Below are 14,961 nucleotides of genomic sequence, written 5' to 3'. Positions count from 1 at the left end.
GAAGCTCCAACAACAACTGAAGCTCCAACAACAACTGAAGCTCCAACAACGACTGAAGCTCCAACAACAACTGAAGCTCCAACAACGACTGAAGCTCCAACAACAACTGAAGCTCCAAAAACGACTGAGACTCCAACAACAACTGAAAACAAACCAGGACTTCCAAATACTGGTGAGGCTACAAGCCTAGTACTTGTATTGGCTGGTGTGGTAATCATGTCAGGAACAGTTGTTATGAAACGTAAATTTACTAAATAATAATTTTTAGAAAATCTACACTATCTTAAAGAGAGCCGAAAGGCTCTCTTTTCAATTTAATGAGTGTATATAAAACTTCCTACTTAATTAATTTTTTTTTATAAAAAAGTGATAACAGCAAGTTTGAAATTAATAGTGAAAATTCATGGAATAAAGCATTTTAGTCTTGACAAATAGCTCTTATCCATGTAAAATAGAATAGATCTTGAACTTGAAGGGAGTGAAAAAAATGTCTAAAACAGTAGTACGTAAGAATGAATCTCTTGACGATGCACTTCGTCGTTTCAAACGTGCGGTTACTAAAGCTGGTACTCTTCAAGAAACACGCAAACGTGAATTCTATGAAAAACCTTCTGTAAAACGTAAACGTAAATCAGAAGCAGCTCGTAAACGTAAAAAATTCTAATTGAAATGAAAGGCTAGACTTGTCTAGTCTTTTTTTGCACACTGTTTAGAGATATGAGGAACTTATGAAAGAGTATATAAAAGAATATCAAAAGATGCGCGAAGAACGTTTTAAGGATTGGGGTTATTATTCAACTCCTATAAACTGGCAGGAATTTGAAGAGTCTAATCAGAGGATTTTTCAAAAGTATTTGAAGGATTCGAAAGTATTGTCCGATAATGTTTTAAGGACAAAATTGTACAGTAGTTTATTACTAGATGATATTAAATATTTTGCATACTATACAGCTTTTCTAGACGGAGATTACAAACAATTAAATAATGCTCTGTGGCAAACAGGAAGAGAAGAATTGATTAGAGGAGGTTTGCTTGCAAGTGGAACAATCTATACAGATGGTATTTTGAGGGGCTTATTTACCTCTTTTGCATGTAACGATTTTTCAGTCATTTCATCTTATATACCAAAAGATTTGCCTTTACTGAAAGGAACCTATTATCCACAAAATGTCATCAATCTTTTGTACGCTCTTTATTATCAGGATGAAGACAGATTATCAGAGTCTCTTATATTGGCACAACAGTTTCTAGAGAAGAAAAAACGAACAGGTATGGAAGAATTTTCCGTTCGTTACTTTATAAACTTGGCAAGAAAAGACGTAGCTGGGATAAGCCAAAACTTACAAAACTTATGTCTAGCTTATCAGAGACGGGGTTATCCCTTGGAGAAGATAGATAAATGCTTCGCTGATGAAGTTCATGGTCTTTATCGCTTGGTGAAATATTTTGATGATTCCATGTTTGAAGAGGTTCGTATGCCGTCTCATAAGACTTTTCTGCAGGAATTTGAAAAATGGCAAGTTCAAAATCAGTTTCCACAAGGACAACAGTTCTATATCTATCCACAAGATATGGCTGTCGCAAACAGAATGTTAACACAAGACCTTCCAAGAATTTATGTAGAAAAATCTGGAAGGGATTTGGTGATAGACGTTGACCGGTTTGCCGTTGATTTGTCTCAACTGATTTGAGAAAGTACGAGAAGACTCACATGCTAAATCATTTTTAAGGCAACTTTAAATAAATACTGTAAATCTTGCAAAAAAAGGAAACTTCCAGCTACAATCTGATATAATAGTAAGAGAACTCGATTTAAGGAGAAATATATGTCGGTTTCAGTAAAAGAAGTAATTGAGAAGCTTAGATTAGACATTGTCTATGGGGAGCTTGAATTACTTGAAAAGGAAATTAATACTGCGGATATTACGCGACCTGGTCTTGAAATGACAGGCTATTTTGATTACTATACTCCAGAGCGTATTCAATTGTTGGGGATGAAGGAATGGTCCTATCTGATCAGTATGACTTCTCACAACCGTTATACTGTTTTGAAAAAAATGTTCCTACCAGAAACACCAGCAGTTATTGTTGCGCGTGGTCTAGTTGTTCCTGAGGAAATGTTAAAGGCCGCTAGAGAATGTAAAATCGCAATTTTAACAAGTCGCACAGCTACAAGTCGTCTTTCTGGAGAACTGTCTAGTTATTTGGACTCCCGCTTAGCGGAACGTACAAGTGTACATGGGGTCCTAATGGATATCTATGGTATGGGTGTTTTGATTCAAGGTGATAGTGGAATCGGTAAGAGTGAGACAGGTTTAGAACTAGTTAAACGTGGTCACCGTTTGGTAGCAGACGATCGGGTAGATATCTATTCTAAGGATGAAATGACTCTCTGGGGTGAACCTGCTGAAATCTTGAAACATCTGATCGAAATTCGTGGAGTAGGGATCATCGATGTCATGAGTCTATACGGTGCCAGTGCAGTTAAGGATTCTTCACAAGTTCAGCTAGCTGTTTATTTGGAAAATTATGATACAAATAAGACCTTTGATCGCTTGGGGAACAATGCTGAAGAGTTGGAAATTTCAGGTGTTTCTATTCCGCGTATTCGGATTCCTGTAAAAACAGGTCGCAATATTTCTGTGGTCATCGAAGCTGCTGCCATGAACTATCGTGCTAAGGAAATGGGCTTTGATGCGACACGTCTCTTTGAAGAAAGATTGACGAAATTAATTGAAAAGAACGAGGTGCAAAATGATTGATCCAGTTGCTTTTCAAATAGGTCCCTTTGCTGTTCGCTGGTATGCTATCTGCATTGTATCTGGATTAATACTAGCAGTTCTTCTTGCAATGAGAGAAGCACCCAAAAAGAAAATTTTATCTGATGATATTATTGACTTTATCCTAGTAGCCTTTCCTCTGTCCATTATTGGTGCAAGACTCTACTATGTCATCTTTAAGTTTGACTATTATAGTCAACATATTGGAGAAATCTTTGCTATATGGAATGGTGGTCTTGCGATTTACGGCGGTCTAATTACCGGAGCGATTGTACTCTATATTTTCGCAGACCGTAAATTAATCAATACCTGGGATTTCTTGGATATTGCAGCTCCGAGCGTTATGATTGCGCAGAGTCTAGGACGTTGGGGGAACTTCTTTAACCAAGAAGCTTACGGAGCAGTTGTAGAAAACCTTGATTATTTACCTGGTTTTATTAAGAATCAGATGTATATTGATGGCTCATATCGACAACCAACCTTCCTGTACGAATCTATCTGGAACCTGATTGGTTTTGCTTTAATTATTATTTTTAGACGCCGATTAAATGGCATTCGTCGTGGTCATATCACAGCCTTTTACTTAATTTGGTATGGTTTTGGACGTATGATTATTGAGGGTATGCGTACAGATAGTCTCATGTTCTTTGGACTTCGAGTATCTCAGTGGTTGTCTGTTCTATTAATTGGACTTGGTATTTATATTATTGTTTATCAAAATCGGAAAAAAGCACCATTTTATAATGTAAAAAAGGAGAATTAAAATGTTAGAAGTTGCTTATATTTTTGTGGCTATTGCCTTGATTGTATTTATTGTTTATTTGATTATTACCCTTCAAAAAGTTGGACGTGTAATCGATGAAACTGAAAATACTGTTAAAACGCTAACTTCAGATGTAAATGTTACTCTACATCACACAAACGAACTTCTTGCCAAGGTCAATGTTCTTGCTGATGATATCAATATCAAAGTTGCAACCATTGATCCACTCTTTACAGCAGTTGCAGACCTTTCTGTTTCTGTTTCTGATTTAAATGAGCAGGCTCGTGTCTTGAGTAAAAAAGCATCATCTGCAGGTTCAAAAACATTAAAGACTAGTGCAGGATTATCTGCCGTTCGTATTGCAAGTAAATTTTTTAAAAAATAAAAAGGAGATAACTCATGGGTAAATTATCATCAATCCTTTTAGGAACTGTTTCAGGTGTGGCTGTTGCCTTGTTTCTAACAAGTGAAAAAGGAAAACGAGTTACGAGTCAGGCACAAGACTTTATTGAAGATCTGAGAGAAGATCCAGAATATGCTAAGGAACAAGCTCTTGAAAAATTGACAGAAGTCAAAGAACAAACCAGAGATTTTGTTCTAAAGACAAAAGAACAAGTAGAATCAGGCGAAATTACCTTGGATTCAGTTCTTGAGAAATCTAAATCTTTGGCTCAACAAGCGACTGAAGCTTCAAAAGAGACCTTAAACAATCTCAAGGAACAATTGGAAGAAAAAGTAGTTGTTGAAGATCCAGAAAACGGTCAAGAAATCATCATCGAAATCGAAGAAGATTAAAATAGAAATCACCATTTTTGATTCCCTTAGAGTCGGAGATGGTGATTTTTTTCTTGAGTGAAGTCTTTGTGGTATAATAAATACTATGCAGAAGAAACCAACATCAGCTTACGTGCACATTCCATTTTGCACACAAATCTGTTATTATTGTGACTTTTCTAAGGTCTTTATTAAAAATCAACCAGTAGACAGCTATCTAGAACATCTACTGCAAGAATTTCATTCTTATGACATTCAGAAGTTGCGTACTCTCTATATTGGGGGAGGAACACCGACAGCCTTGTCTGCGCCACAGTTAGAGGTGCTTCTGGAAGGATTGACTAAAAACTTAGATTTGTCAGTCATAGAAGAATTAACCATTGAGGCTAATCCTGGTGATTTGGATGAGGATAAGATTGCAGTTTTGAAAAATTCAGCAGTCAACCGTGTCTCATTGGGTGTCCAAACCTTTGATGACAAAATGCTTAAAAAAATTGGTCGAAGTCACTTGGAGAAGGATATCTATGAAAACATTGATCGTCTCAAGTTAGCAGGATTTGATAATATTTCCATTGACCTGATTTACGCTCTTCCTGGTCAGACTATGGACCAGGTCAAGGACAATGTTGCCAAGGCCATCGCTTTGGATATTCCCCACATGAGTCTCTATAGCTTGATTTTAGAAAACCATACAGTCTTTATGAATCGTATGCGTCGTGGGAAATTACCACTTCCTAAAGAAGAAGTAGAAGCTGAAATGTTCGAATATATCATTGCTGAATTAGAGCGTGCTGGTTTTGAGCATTATGAAATTTCAAATTTTTCAAAACCTGGCTTTGAAAGTCGTCACAATCTTATGTACTGGGATAATGCTGAGTATTATGGTATAGGTGCAGGTGCGTCTGGCTATGTAAACGGTGTTCGCTATAAAAACCATGGGCCTATCCGCCATTATCTAAAGGCAGTAGAAGAAGGCAATGCTCGCATCAATGAGGAACACCTGAGTCCAAGGGAACAAATGGAAGAAGAGATGTTCCTTGGCCTTCGTAAGAAGTCAGGTGTTTCCATGAAACGATTTGAAGAGAAATTTGGCACATCTTTTGACAATTTATATGGTCAAGTTGTAAGAGATTTGTGTCATCAAGGTCTTTTACAAGTAGAAGGTCAACAAATACGAATGACAAAAAAAGGTCTCTTTTTAGGAGATACAGTAGCAGAACGATTTATATTGGAGTAGAATTATGGGCTTAACTTATCAAATGAAGATGAAAATTCCTTTTGATATGGCTGATATGAATGGCCATATCAAACTACCAGACGTTATCTTGTTGTCCCTGCAAGTATCAGGGATGCAGTCAATTGAGCTAGGAGTGAGTGACAAGGATGTTTTAGAACAGTATAATCTAGTTTGGATTATCACTGATTATGATATCGATGTGATTAGACTTCCTCGTTTTGCTGAGGAAATCACAATTGAAACGGAAGCCTTGACTTACAATCGTCTATTTTGCTACCGCCGTTTTACTATTTATGATGAAGCTGGTCAAGAAATCATTCGCATGGTAGCTACCTTTGTCCTTATGGATCGTGATAGTCGGAAGGTCCACCCTGTAGAACCAGAAATTGTCGCCCCTTATCAATCTGAGTTTTCTAAGAAACTCCTTCGCGGGCCAAAATACGCAGAGCTGGAAGAAGCGATTAGCAAAGATTACCACGTTCGTTTTTATGACTTGGATATGAATGGCCACGTCAATAACAGCAAATATCTAGACTGGATTTTTGAGGTCATGGGGGCAGATTTCCTAACCAATCATATTCCTAAAAAAATCAACCTCAAGTATGTCAAGGAAGTTCGACCAGGTGGTATGATTACTTCTAGTTACGAATTGAATCAACTAGAAAGCAACCACCAAGTCACAAGTGATGGCGATATCAATGCTCAAGCAAAGATAATTTGGCAAGAAATTAACACAGATTAGAAAGTAATATATGACTTATAAAGGCTATTTAATTGATTTAGACGGTACAATTTATAAAGGAAAAGATAGAATTCCAGCGGGAGAAGCTTTTGTACATGAGTTGCAGAAAAGGGAAATTCCTTATCTTTTTGTAACAAACAACACTACTCGTACACCTGAAAGTGTTCAAGAGATGTTGGCCAATCAGTTTAATATTGACACGCCTGTATCGACAATCTATACTGCAACATTAGCGACTATTGATTACATGAATGATTTAGGTCTTGAAAAGACTGTTTATGTGATTGGAGAAGCAGGGCTCAAGGAAGCTATTCAAGCAGCTGGTTATGTTGAAGATAAAGAAAATCCAGCCTATGTGGTTGTAGGTTTGGACTGGCAAGTTGACTATGAAAAATTTGCTACTGCAACTCTAGCTATCCATAAAGGTGCTCATTTTATCGGCACCAATCCAGATTTAAATATTCCAACAGAACGTGGACTTTTACCTGGTGCTGGTTCACTGATTACTCTTCTTGAAGCAGCAACTCGCGTAAAACCAGTTTATATTGGAAAACCAAACGCGATTATTATGGATAAGGCTGTTGAACACCTAGGACTTGAACGCCAAGAAATTGTCATGGTGGGTGATAATTATCTTACTGATATTCGAGCAGGTATTGACAATGGTATTCCAAGTCTTTTGGTGACGACAGGATTTACAAAACCTGAAGAAGTAGCGGATTTACCAATCGCCCCAACCCATGTCCTCTCAAGTCTAGCGGAGTGGAATTTCGATGAAAACTAAATTTACTTTTGTAGGAAGTCTTCTCTTTCTCCTCTCGCTTGCTATTTTATTGACCATCTACCTGTCTTGGTTGGTTTACCCTCTGGAGATTTCTTGGTTAAATCTGACAAGACGTGTTCATGTTCAACCTCAGACCATCCAACATAACTTTAATGTTTTGATGAATTATTTGACCAATCCATTGAGTCAAGTATTAGAAATGCCAAATTTTCCTTCGTCTGCCTCTGGAATTCACCACTTTGTGGTTGTAAAGGGACTCTTTCACCTAGCGCAAGGAGTAGCAATTGTAACTCTACCGATTTTCTACCTTTTTTGGAAGCAAGTCATTCAGAAAGGTTTTCTGTCTCTATATCGCAGAGGTCTCTTGATTATGCTGTCTTTACCTTTGGTTCTTGGTTTAGTTGGCGTCTTCATTGGTTTTGAACAATTCTTTACCTTGTTTCATCAGATTCTATTTGTAGGTGATGATACCTGGCTTTTTGATCCCGCTAAAGATCCGGTCATTCTTATTCTACCAGAGGATTTTTTCCTGCATGCCTTTCTCCTATTTTTCTGCTTGTATGAACTGCTTTTTGGCTTTATTTATCTACTAAGTTGGAAAAAATTACCAAAAATAACATAAATGCATAAAAATGTTTTAAAAATTGTACGAAAAACCTATTTTTCTTTAAAAAGTAGGTTTTTTTACGGAAATAACTAGTCAAGCGCTTTATTTTTTTGTATAATAGAGTAAGAAAAGTATGCAAAGAAGAGAATAGCATGATTACACTATTTTTATCACCGAGTTGTACATCATGTCGTAAGGCAAAGGCCTGGCTTGATAATCATAAAGTGCCTTTCCAAGAGCACAACATTATGACCAGTCCTTTATCAAGAAAAGAATTGCAACACATTCTTTCCTTGACCGAAAACGGTACCGATGACATCATTTCAACTCGTTCAAAAATTTTCCAAAAGTTAAATATCGATGTGGAAAGTATCTCGGTGACAGAGTTGCTTAATTTAATTGAGCAATATCCTAGTCTTTTGCGTCGTCCTATCATCATTGATGATAAACGTATGCAGATTGGCTTTAATGAAGATGAGATTCGTGCATTTCTTCCTCGTAGTTACCGTAAGCAAGAATTGAAAGAAGCTACATTAAGAGCTGGTATTAATTAGATGAATAAACAGTATAGTTACCCACTAGATTTGTCGTGGAGCACTGAAGAACTTGCTTCAGTGCTTTCTTTTTTTAATGATGTTGAAGCTGCCTATGAGACACAGGTAGATGCTAAGAAACTATTAGAATCCTACAAGGTATTCAAGTCAGTTGTGCCTAGCAAGAGCGAAGAAAAACGTTTGGGACGTGAGTTTGAATCAGTTAGTGGATACTCTTTCTACCGTGCAGTCCAGTTGGCCAAAGAAAAAGGAGAAGGGAAGATTTCACTTGGAAAATAAATTTACATTTGCCAAAGAAATTGTCAGGGAAGCTGGGAAATACATTCTCCAGCATATGAAAGAAGATCTCCATGTTGAGAGAAAGTCTTCCCCTACAGATTTGGTAACTAAGTTAGATAAAGAAGTTCAAGACTTACTTATTAAAAAAATCCGTTCTCGCTATCCAGATGATCTATTTTGTGCAGAAGAAGGCTGCATGCGTGCAGCAGTAGGACAAGGTTCGGTATGGATTATTGATCCTATTGATGGAACCAACAACTTCGTAGCACAAGGTGAAGATTTTGCCGTTATGCTGGCCTATTTTGAGGAAGGTGTTGGTAAGTTTGGTATTATTTATGATGTCATGAAAGGTGATTGTTACCATGGTGGAGGAGACTTCCCATCCTGTCGCAATGACGAACCTTTGCCACTCTTTAAAAAGAGACCCTTGAGAGAATTTTTGGTAGCTGGTAATTCTGGAATGTTAGCGACTAACGAATGGGGCTTAGCTGATTTGGGAAACGCTGCACTTGGGACACGAGTTTATGGCAGTGCCGCTATTAGTTTTGCCAAGGTGCTATCAGGTCGACTTTTAACCTATATCACTTATTTACAACCTTGGGATTATGCGGCTGCAAGTATCCTAGGTAAGAGTTTGGGTTATAAGGTTTTTACGATTGCTGGTGAGGAAGTCGATTTTCAAACACGACAGGCCGTTATGATGGTGCCAGTCGAGATGAAAGATGAGATTCAATCCTATATCTATGAAAGGAAATAAACCTACATGCAATTTCCAGATGGATTTGTAAAAAAATACGAAACAATATTGGGAGATGAGGCAAGAGCTTTTCTTGCCTCTTTTGATGATGAAGCTGTTTCTGCCTTTCGTATCAATCCTTTAAAAGAAAAACAGCTTTCTTTTTCAGATGCTATTCCCAATACACCCTGGGGCTACTATGGGAAGGTTTCAGGGAAATCACCAGAACATGTAACTGGTTTGGTCTATTCACAAGAACCTGCCGCACAAATGGTCGCTCAAGTAGCTCAGCCAAAGCCAGGTATGAAGGTCTTAGACTTGGCAGCGGCTCCTGGTGGGAAATCCACTCAACTGGCCTCCTATCTTGCAGGAGATGGTCTTCTTGTTTCAAATGAGATTTCAAGCAAACGGTCAAAGATTTTAGTTGAAAATATGGAACGCTTTGGTGCGACTAATGTCGTTGTGACCAATGAATCTGCAGAACGTTTAGCCAAGGTCTTTAAAGGATATTTTGACCTGATTGTTCTAGATGCACCTTGCTCAGGAGAAGGGATGTTTCGTAAACAACCTGACGCTATGGATTATTGGAGTGTCGATTATCCTAGTCAGTGCGCTAGTTTACAACGTGAGATTTTAGCAGATGCTGTTACCATGCTGGCTGATGGTGGTCGACTAGTCTATTCAACCTGTACCTGGGCGCCAGAAGAAAACGAAGAAATCGTCCAATGGTTACTGGATAGCTATCATTTTGAATTGATTCCAATCCAACACATCAATGGAATGGTACCTGGGATTGATTTAGCTGAAACAGCTAGAATGTACCCTCATCACTTTAAGGGAGAAGGTCAGTTCGTGGCCCATCTTCAGTTTAAAGGTCAAAACAAGGCTGGGAAGTTCAAACCTTCTAAATCCAACCTATCTCGTGAACAGATTTCCTTATGGCAGGATTTTGAGAAAAAACACCTTAAAGAAAAACTGACCGGTGTCTTACAAGTTTTTGGAGACCAGCTTTATCTCTTGCCAGAAGTCCTACCCGATATAGGAAAACTCAAGATAGCTCGTAATGGTCTTCATCTTGGAACTTTTAAGAAAAAACGTTTTGAACCAAGTTTTGCTCTTGGCTTAGCTTTAAAACCAAGCCAAGTCAAGCAAGGAATCGAAATTCATCAAGAAGACTTTGTCAAATATGTGGCTGGTGAAACGGTCCAATTAGCTGAAACTCTTCCAAATGGTTGGTACCAAGTTTTGGTTGGTGGAAATGGTCTAGGTTTTGCAAAAGTAACCGGAAATACCTTGAAGAATTATTTTCCCAAGGGCTTGAGGTTTCAGGTGAAAAACTAGTCAAAAACTGTATTCTATGTTATAGTGGAAGTATGGATTTTCCCTGAAAACAATAGAAAATAAGGGCAAAAATTCAAGCTATTCATCATTATTTTCAAGGAGACAAATAGTGAAAAAATTTAAAAAACTCACCATCTCTCTTGCAACTCTTTTACTTGCTGGTTCGCTAGTAGGATGTGCAAGTTGGATTGATCGTGGGGAGTCTATGACGGCTGTCGGTTCAACTGCCCTTCAACCTTTAGTCGAGGCGGCAGCAGATGAATTTGCGTCCGCACACGTTGGTAAAACAGTCAATGTTCAAGGTGGTGGATCTGGTACTGGACTATCTCAAGTTCAGTCAGGTGCAGTTGATGTTGGAAACTCTGATGTGTTCGCTGAAGAGAAAGATGGTATCGATGCGTCCGCGCTAGTTGACCATAAGGTTGCTGTTGCTGGATTAGCTGTCATTATTAATAAAGAAGTAGACGTCGATAATCTTACGACAGAACAACTTAGCAAAATTTTTACAGGTGAAATTACCAACTGGAAAGAAGTTGGTGGTAAGGATTTAGCTGTTTCTATTATCAACCGTGCTGCAAGCTCAGGTTCTCGTGCTACCTTTGACAGTGTGATTATGGATGGAAAATCAGCAATACAAAGTCAAGAGCAAGATTCAAACGGTATGGTGAAGTCCATCGTTTCCCAAACACCTGGAGCTATCTCATACCTAGCTTTCGCCTATGTTGATGACTCGGTTGGGACTATCAAACTCAATGGTTATGAGCCAACCTCAGAAAATGTTACAACTAACAATTGGCCTTTGTGGTCTTATGAACACATGTATACCCTTGGTGAGCCAAATGAATTGGTTGCCGAATTCCTAAACTTTGTCCTTTCAGATGAAGCTCAAAATGGCATTGTAAAAGGAATGGGCTATATTTCTGTCAAGGAAATGAAGGTTGAAAAAGATGCTGCAGGTACTGTAACAGCGCTAGAAGGGAGCCAATAATGAATCAAGAAGAATTATCTAAAAAATTGCTCTCTCCTTCAAAAAACTCTCGTCTTGAGAAATTAGGGAAAAGTCTGACTTTTGCCTGCCTATCTTTGATTGTTATCATTGTGGCTATGATTTTAATCTTTGTAGCCCAAAAAGGTTTGTCGACCTTCTTTGTCAATGGTGTGAATATCTTTGATTTCCTCTTTGGTGCAACTTGGAATCCATCAGGTAAGCAATTTGGTGCTCTTCCAATGATTTTAGGTTCCTTTATTGTTACCATCCTATCAGCTTTGATTGCTACACCATTTGCCATTGGGGCAGCAGTCTTTATGACAGAAGTATCACCAAAAGGAGCTAAGATTTTACAACCAGCTATCGAGCTCCTAGTTGGGATTCCTTCAGTAGTTTATGGATTTATCGGTTTGCAGGTCGTGGTACCTTTTGTACGTACTGTCTTTGGTGGTACTGGTTTTGGTATTTTATCAGGAATTTTCGTTCTCTTTGTTATGATTTTGCCGACTGTAACCTTCATGACAACAGATAGCTTACGTGCGGTTCCTCGTCACTACCGTGAAGCAAGTTTAGCCATGGGAGCGACTCGTTGGCAAACCATCTGGCGTGTAACCTTGAAGGCTGCTCGTTCAGGTATTTTTACGGCAGTAGTCTTCGGAATGGCGCGTGCCTTTGGTGAAGCCCTTGCGATTCAGATGGTTGTCGGTAACTCAGCAGTTGTTCCAACTTCATTGACGACACCAGCAGCGACTCTGACATCTGTTTTGACCATGGGAATCGGAAATACCGTTATGGGAACTGTTGATAATAATGTTCTTTGGTCACTGGCCTTAGTATTGCTCTTGATGAGTTTGGCCTTTAACAGTGTCATTAAATTGATTACGAAAGAAAGAGGAAAGAAAAACTATGCACGCTAAGAAATTAGATAAACTTGCAACAGCTGTCCTCTATACCATCGCAGGAATCATCGTGACCATTCTAGCTTCCTTGATTCTTTATATCTTGGTTCGAGGCTTGCCGCATGTTTCTTGGTCATTCTTGACTGGAAAATCATCCTCTTATCAAGCAGGTGGTGGTATTGGAATTCAACTTTATAATTCCTTCTTCCTTTTGGTCATTACCTTATTCATCTCAGTGCCTCTATCAATGGGAGCTGGAATTTTCCTAGCAGAGTATGCTAAAAAAGGTCGGATTACAAATTTTGTCCGTACCTGTATTGAAATCTTGTCTTCTCTACCATCCGTTGTTGTAGGTCTCTTTGGTTACCTCATCTTTGTAGTCCAGTTTGAGTATGGATTTTCTATTATTTCAGGTGCCTTAGCTTTAACAGTCTTTAATCTTCCACAGATGACTCGTAACGTTGAAGACAGTTTGAAACACGTTCACCATACGCAACGTGAAGCTGGTTTGGCGCTGGGACTTTCTCGTTGGGAAACAGTCCTTCATGTCGTGATTCCTGAAGCTCTTCCTGGAATTGTAACGGGGATCGTGCTTGCATCAGGTCGTATCTTTGGTGAAGCTGCAGCCCTTATCTACACAGCAGGTCAATCTGCGCCAGCTCTTGACTGGTCTAACTGGAATGTTCTAAGTGTATCTAGTCCAATCTCAATCTTCCGTCAAGCAGAAACCTTGGCTGTTCATATCTGGAAAGTCAATAGTGAAGGAACTATTCCTGATGGAACTTTGGTTTCAGCAGGTTCTGCTGCGGTGCTCCTTATCTTTATCTTAATCTTTAACTTTGGAGCACGTAAACTCGGAAGCTATCTACATAAGAAATTAACCGCTGCCTAAAGGAGAAGCCATGTCAAAATATAATTGGGATGAAAGGCATATCATTACTTTTCCAGAAGAAAAAGTGGCCCTCTCTACTAAGGATTTACACGTTTACTACGGTAAAAATGAATCCATCAAGGGCGTGGATATGCAATTCGAAAAAAATAAAATTACGGCCTTGATTGGACCGTCAGGTTCTGGGAAATCAACCTACCTACGCAGTCTCAACCGTATGAATGATACCATTGATATTGCAAAAGTTACAGGACAAATTCTCTATCAGGGAATTGACGTTAATCGTCCTGAAATCAATGTTTATGAAATGCGTAAACACATCGGAATGGTGTTCCAACGTCCAAATCCATTTGCTAAATCAATCTACCGCAACATCACATTTGCACATGAACGTGCAGGTATTAAGGACAAGAAAATCCTTGATGAAATTGTAGAAACCTCACTTCGCCAGGCTGCCCTCTGGGATCAGGTCAAAGATGACCTCCATAAGTCAGCCTTGATGCTTTCAGGTGGTCAGCAGCAACGTCTCTGTATCGCACGTGCTATTTCTGTAAAACCAGACATCCTCTTGATGGATGAGCCGGCATCAGCCTTGGATCCGATTGCGACAGCTCAGCTTGAGGAGACCATGTTGGAGTTGAAGAAGGATTTTACCATCATTATCGTGACCCACAGTATGCAACAGGCTGCGCGTGCAAGTGACTACACTGGATTTTTCTACTTGGGAGATTTGATTGAGTACGATAAAACGTCAAACATTTTCCAAAATGCCAAGCTACAGTCTACCAATGACTATGTAACTGGACACTTTGGTTAGAAAGGAAACAGTATGACAGAACCGATTTTACAGGTCAAAGACCTATCTGTTTATTACAACAAAAAGAAGGCCTTGAATAGTGTTTCCTTATCTTTCCAACCCAAGGAAATTACCGCCCTTATCGGTCCCTCTGGATCTGGGAAATCAACCCTGCTCAAGGCTATTAACCGAATGGGTGACCTTAATCCTGAAGTGACAACAACTGGATCAGTGGTTTATAATGGACACAATATCTATAGCCCTCGTACTGATACCGTTGAGTTACGTAAGGAAATTGGAATGGTTTTCCAACAACCCAATCCATTTCCAATGTCCATCTATGAAAATGTCGTCTATGGTCTCCGCATTAATGGGGAGAAAGATAAGCAAGTCTTGGACGAAGCTGTAGAGAAAGCCTTACAGCGTGCTTCAATCTGGGATGAGGTCAAGGATCGCTTGCATGATTCAGCAATTGGTCTATCAGGTGGACAACAACAACGTGTTTGTGTAGCCCGTGTATTGGCGACTAGTCCAAAGATTATCCTCTTGGATGAGCCGACCTCAGCCTTAGATCCTATCTCGGCTGGAAAAATCGAAGAAACCCTATATAGTCTTAAGGACAAGTACACCATGCTATTGGTTACTCGTTCCATGCAGCAAGCATCTCGAATCTCTGATAAAACAGGCTTTTTCCTCAATGGAGATTTGATTGAATTTAACGATACCAAGGAAATGTTCCTCTATCCACAACATAAGGAAACAGAAGATTACATTTCAGGTAAATTTGGATAA

At 39.0% G+C, this 14,961-nt stretch carries 20 protein-coding genes; all 20 read left to right on the top strand.

The window, feature by feature from the left end; genetic code table 11:
• A partial coding sequence (locus K1I61_RS03405; RefSeq protein ID WP_223335802.1) for an LPXTG cell wall anchor domain-containing protein occupies positions 1 to 258 on the top strand: 258 nt, incomplete at its 5' end.
• A gap of 229 nt (positions 259 to 487) precedes the next feature.
• Positions 488 to 664 (top strand): 30S ribosomal protein S21, encoded by a 177-nt coding sequence (gene rpsU, locus K1I61_RS03400; RefSeq protein ID WP_000048054.1) that lies wholly within the window; start codon positions 488 to 490, stop codon positions 662 to 664.
• A gap of 64 nt (positions 665 to 728) precedes the next feature.
• The gene (locus tag K1I61_RS03395) at positions 729 to 1,691 is read left to right on the top strand and encodes a hypothetical protein (RefSeq protein WP_223334172.1); all 963 of its coding nucleotides are present in this window, start codon (positions 729 to 731) and stop codon (positions 1,689 to 1,691) included.
• Between the two features lie 135 nt (positions 1,692 to 1,826).
• Positions 1,827 to 2,762 carry an HPr(Ser) kinase/phosphatase gene (gene hprK, locus K1I61_RS03390; protein WP_223334174.1) on the top strand — a complete coding sequence of 312 codons (936 nt, stop codon included), beginning with the start codon at positions 1,827 to 1,829 and terminating at the stop codon, positions 2,760 to 2,762.
• A complete protein-coding gene (lgt, locus tag K1I61_RS03385) occupies positions 2,755 to 3,543 on the top strand; it encodes a prolipoprotein diacylglyceryl transferase (protein WP_223334176.1) in 789 nt (262 codons plus the stop codon). The genes hprK and lgt overlap by 8 nt, the downstream gene beginning before the upstream one ends.
• 1 nt (position 3,544) lies before the next feature.
• On the top strand, positions 3,545 to 3,928 hold the full coding sequence (locus K1I61_RS03380) for a DUF948 domain-containing protein (protein WP_004252531.1): 384 nt from the start codon (positions 3,545 to 3,547) through the stop codon (positions 3,926 to 3,928).
• 14 nt (positions 3,929 to 3,942) lie between these two features.
• The gene (locus K1I61_RS03375; RefSeq protein ID WP_223334178.1) at positions 3,943 to 4,338 is read left to right on the top strand and encodes a YtxH domain-containing protein; all 396 of its coding nucleotides are present in this window, start codon (positions 3,943 to 3,945) and stop codon (positions 4,336 to 4,338) included.
• An 85-nt stretch (positions 4,339 to 4,423) separates the two neighbouring features.
• Positions 4,424 to 5,554, top strand: a complete 1,131-nt coding sequence (hemW, locus tag K1I61_RS03370) for a radical SAM family heme chaperone HemW (protein ID WP_223334180.1) — start codon at positions 4,424 to 4,426, stop codon at positions 5,552 to 5,554.
• A gap of 4 nt (positions 5,555 to 5,558) precedes the next feature.
• Positions 5,559 to 6,296, top strand: coding sequence for an acyl-[acyl-carrier-protein] thioesterase (locus K1I61_RS03365; protein WP_223334182.1), 738 nt, complete (start codon positions 5,559 to 5,561; stop codon positions 6,294 to 6,296).
• Positions 6,297 to 6,306: 10 nt separating this feature from the next.
• Positions 6,307 to 7,080, top strand: a complete 774-nt coding sequence (locus K1I61_RS03360; RefSeq protein ID WP_045615608.1) for a TIGR01457 family HAD-type hydrolase — start codon at positions 6,307 to 6,309, stop codon at positions 7,078 to 7,080.
• Positions 7,070 to 7,702, top strand: a complete 633-nt coding sequence (locus tag K1I61_RS03355; RefSeq protein ID WP_223334184.1) for a TIGR01906 family membrane protein — start codon at positions 7,070 to 7,072, stop codon at positions 7,700 to 7,702. The genes K1I61_RS03360 and K1I61_RS03355 overlap by 11 nt, the downstream gene beginning before the upstream one ends.
• A 137-nt stretch (positions 7,703 to 7,839) precedes the next feature.
• Positions 7,840 to 8,241, top strand: coding sequence for a Spx/MgsR family RNA polymerase-binding regulatory protein (locus tag K1I61_RS03350; protein ID WP_006148218.1), 402 nt, complete (start codon positions 7,840 to 7,842; stop codon positions 8,239 to 8,241).
• Complete coding sequence (locus K1I61_RS03345; RefSeq protein ID WP_006148219.1) at positions 8,242 to 8,520, top strand: UPF0223 family protein; 279 nt, start codon at positions 8,242 to 8,244, stop codon at positions 8,518 to 8,520. It begins immediately after the preceding gene.
• Complete coding sequence (locus tag K1I61_RS03340; RefSeq protein WP_036753852.1) at positions 8,510 to 9,277, top strand: inositol monophosphatase family protein; 768 nt, start codon at positions 8,510 to 8,512, stop codon at positions 9,275 to 9,277. Before K1I61_RS03345 ends, K1I61_RS03340 begins: the two co-directional genes overlap by 11 nt.
• 6 nt (positions 9,278 to 9,283) lie before the next feature.
• On the top strand, positions 9,284 to 10,597 hold the full coding sequence (locus K1I61_RS03335) for an RsmF rRNA methyltransferase first C-terminal domain-containing protein (RefSeq protein ID WP_036753855.1): 1,314 nt from the start codon (positions 9,284 to 9,286) through the stop codon (positions 10,595 to 10,597).
• Positions 10,598 to 10,706: 109 nt separating this feature from the next.
• The gene (locus K1I61_RS03330; RefSeq protein WP_036753858.1) at positions 10,707 to 11,585 is read left to right on the top strand and encodes a phosphate ABC transporter substrate-binding protein PstS; all 879 of its coding nucleotides are present in this window, start codon (positions 10,707 to 10,709) and stop codon (positions 11,583 to 11,585) included.
• Complete coding sequence (pstC, locus tag K1I61_RS03325) at positions 11,585 to 12,502, top strand: phosphate ABC transporter permease subunit PstC (RefSeq protein ID WP_223334186.1); 918 nt, start codon at positions 11,585 to 11,587, stop codon at positions 12,500 to 12,502. Before K1I61_RS03330 ends, pstC begins: the two co-directional genes overlap by 1 nt.
• Entirely contained in the window at positions 12,492 to 13,376 is an 885-nt protein-coding gene (gene pstA, locus K1I61_RS03320) for a phosphate ABC transporter permease PstA (RefSeq protein WP_004252556.1), read from the top strand. The genes pstC and pstA overlap by 11 nt, the downstream gene beginning before the upstream one ends.
• Before the next feature lie 10 nt (positions 13,377 to 13,386).
• Complete coding sequence (gene pstB / locus K1I61_RS03315) at positions 13,387 to 14,190, top strand: phosphate ABC transporter ATP-binding protein PstB (RefSeq protein ID WP_223334188.1); 804 nt, start codon at positions 13,387 to 13,389, stop codon at positions 14,188 to 14,190.
• A 12-nt stretch (positions 14,191 to 14,202) separates the two neighbouring features.
• Entirely contained in the window at positions 14,203 to 14,961 is a 759-nt protein-coding gene (gene pstB / locus K1I61_RS03310; RefSeq protein WP_006148225.1) for a phosphate ABC transporter ATP-binding protein PstB, read from the top strand.

Origin of the sequence: Streptococcus infantis (assembly GCF_019929665.1) — a bacterium.
Classification (GTDB): Bacteria; Bacillota; Bacilli; order Lactobacillales; family Streptococcaceae; genus Streptococcus; species Streptococcus infantis_H.
The sequence above is the reverse complement of the archived record's forward strand: the minus strand, read 5'-3'. Positions and strand labels throughout refer to the sequence as shown.

Coding starts and splice junctions, on each gene's coding strand:
- rpsU (WP_000048054.1), top strand. CDS start 488: ATGTCTAAAACAGTAGTACGTAAGAATGAATCTCTTGACGATGCACTT.
- K1I61_RS03395 (WP_223334172.1), top strand. CDS start 729: ATGAAAGAGTATATAAAAGAATATCAAAAGATGCGCGAAGAACGTTTT.
- hprK (WP_223334174.1), top strand. CDS start 1,827: ATGTCGGTTTCAGTAAAAGAAGTAATTGAGAAGCTTAGATTAGACATT.
- lgt (WP_223334176.1), top strand. CDS start 2,755: ATGATTGATCCAGTTGCTTTTCAAATAGGTCCCTTTGCTGTTCGCTGG.
- K1I61_RS03380 (WP_004252531.1), top strand. CDS start 3,545: ATGTTAGAAGTTGCTTATATTTTTGTGGCTATTGCCTTGATTGTATTT.
- K1I61_RS03375 (WP_223334178.1), top strand. CDS start 3,943: ATGGGTAAATTATCATCAATCCTTTTAGGAACTGTTTCAGGTGTGGCT.
- hemW (WP_223334180.1), top strand. CDS start 4,424: ATGCAGAAGAAACCAACATCAGCTTACGTGCACATTCCATTTTGCACA.
- K1I61_RS03365 (WP_223334182.1), top strand. CDS start 5,559: ATGGGCTTAACTTATCAAATGAAGATGAAAATTCCTTTTGATATGGCT.
- K1I61_RS03360 (WP_045615608.1), top strand. CDS start 6,307: ATGACTTATAAAGGCTATTTAATTGATTTAGACGGTACAATTTATAAA.
- K1I61_RS03355 (WP_223334184.1), top strand. CDS start 7,070: ATGAAAACTAAATTTACTTTTGTAGGAAGTCTTCTCTTTCTCCTCTCG.
- K1I61_RS03350 (WP_006148218.1), top strand. CDS start 7,840: ATGATTACACTATTTTTATCACCGAGTTGTACATCATGTCGTAAGGCA.
- K1I61_RS03345 (WP_006148219.1), top strand. CDS start 8,242: ATGAATAAACAGTATAGTTACCCACTAGATTTGTCGTGGAGCACTGAA.
- K1I61_RS03335 (WP_036753855.1), top strand. CDS start 9,284: ATGCAATTTCCAGATGGATTTGTAAAAAAATACGAAACAATATTGGGA.
- pstC (WP_223334186.1), top strand. CDS start 11,585: ATGAATCAAGAAGAATTATCTAAAAAATTGCTCTCTCCTTCAAAAAAC.
- pstA (WP_004252556.1), top strand. CDS start 12,492: ATGCACGCTAAGAAATTAGATAAACTTGCAACAGCTGTCCTCTATACC.
- pstB (WP_223334188.1), top strand. CDS start 13,387: ATGTCAAAATATAATTGGGATGAAAGGCATATCATTACTTTTCCAGAA.
- pstB (WP_006148225.1), top strand. CDS start 14,203: ATGACAGAACCGATTTTACAGGTCAAAGACCTATCTGTTTATTACAAC.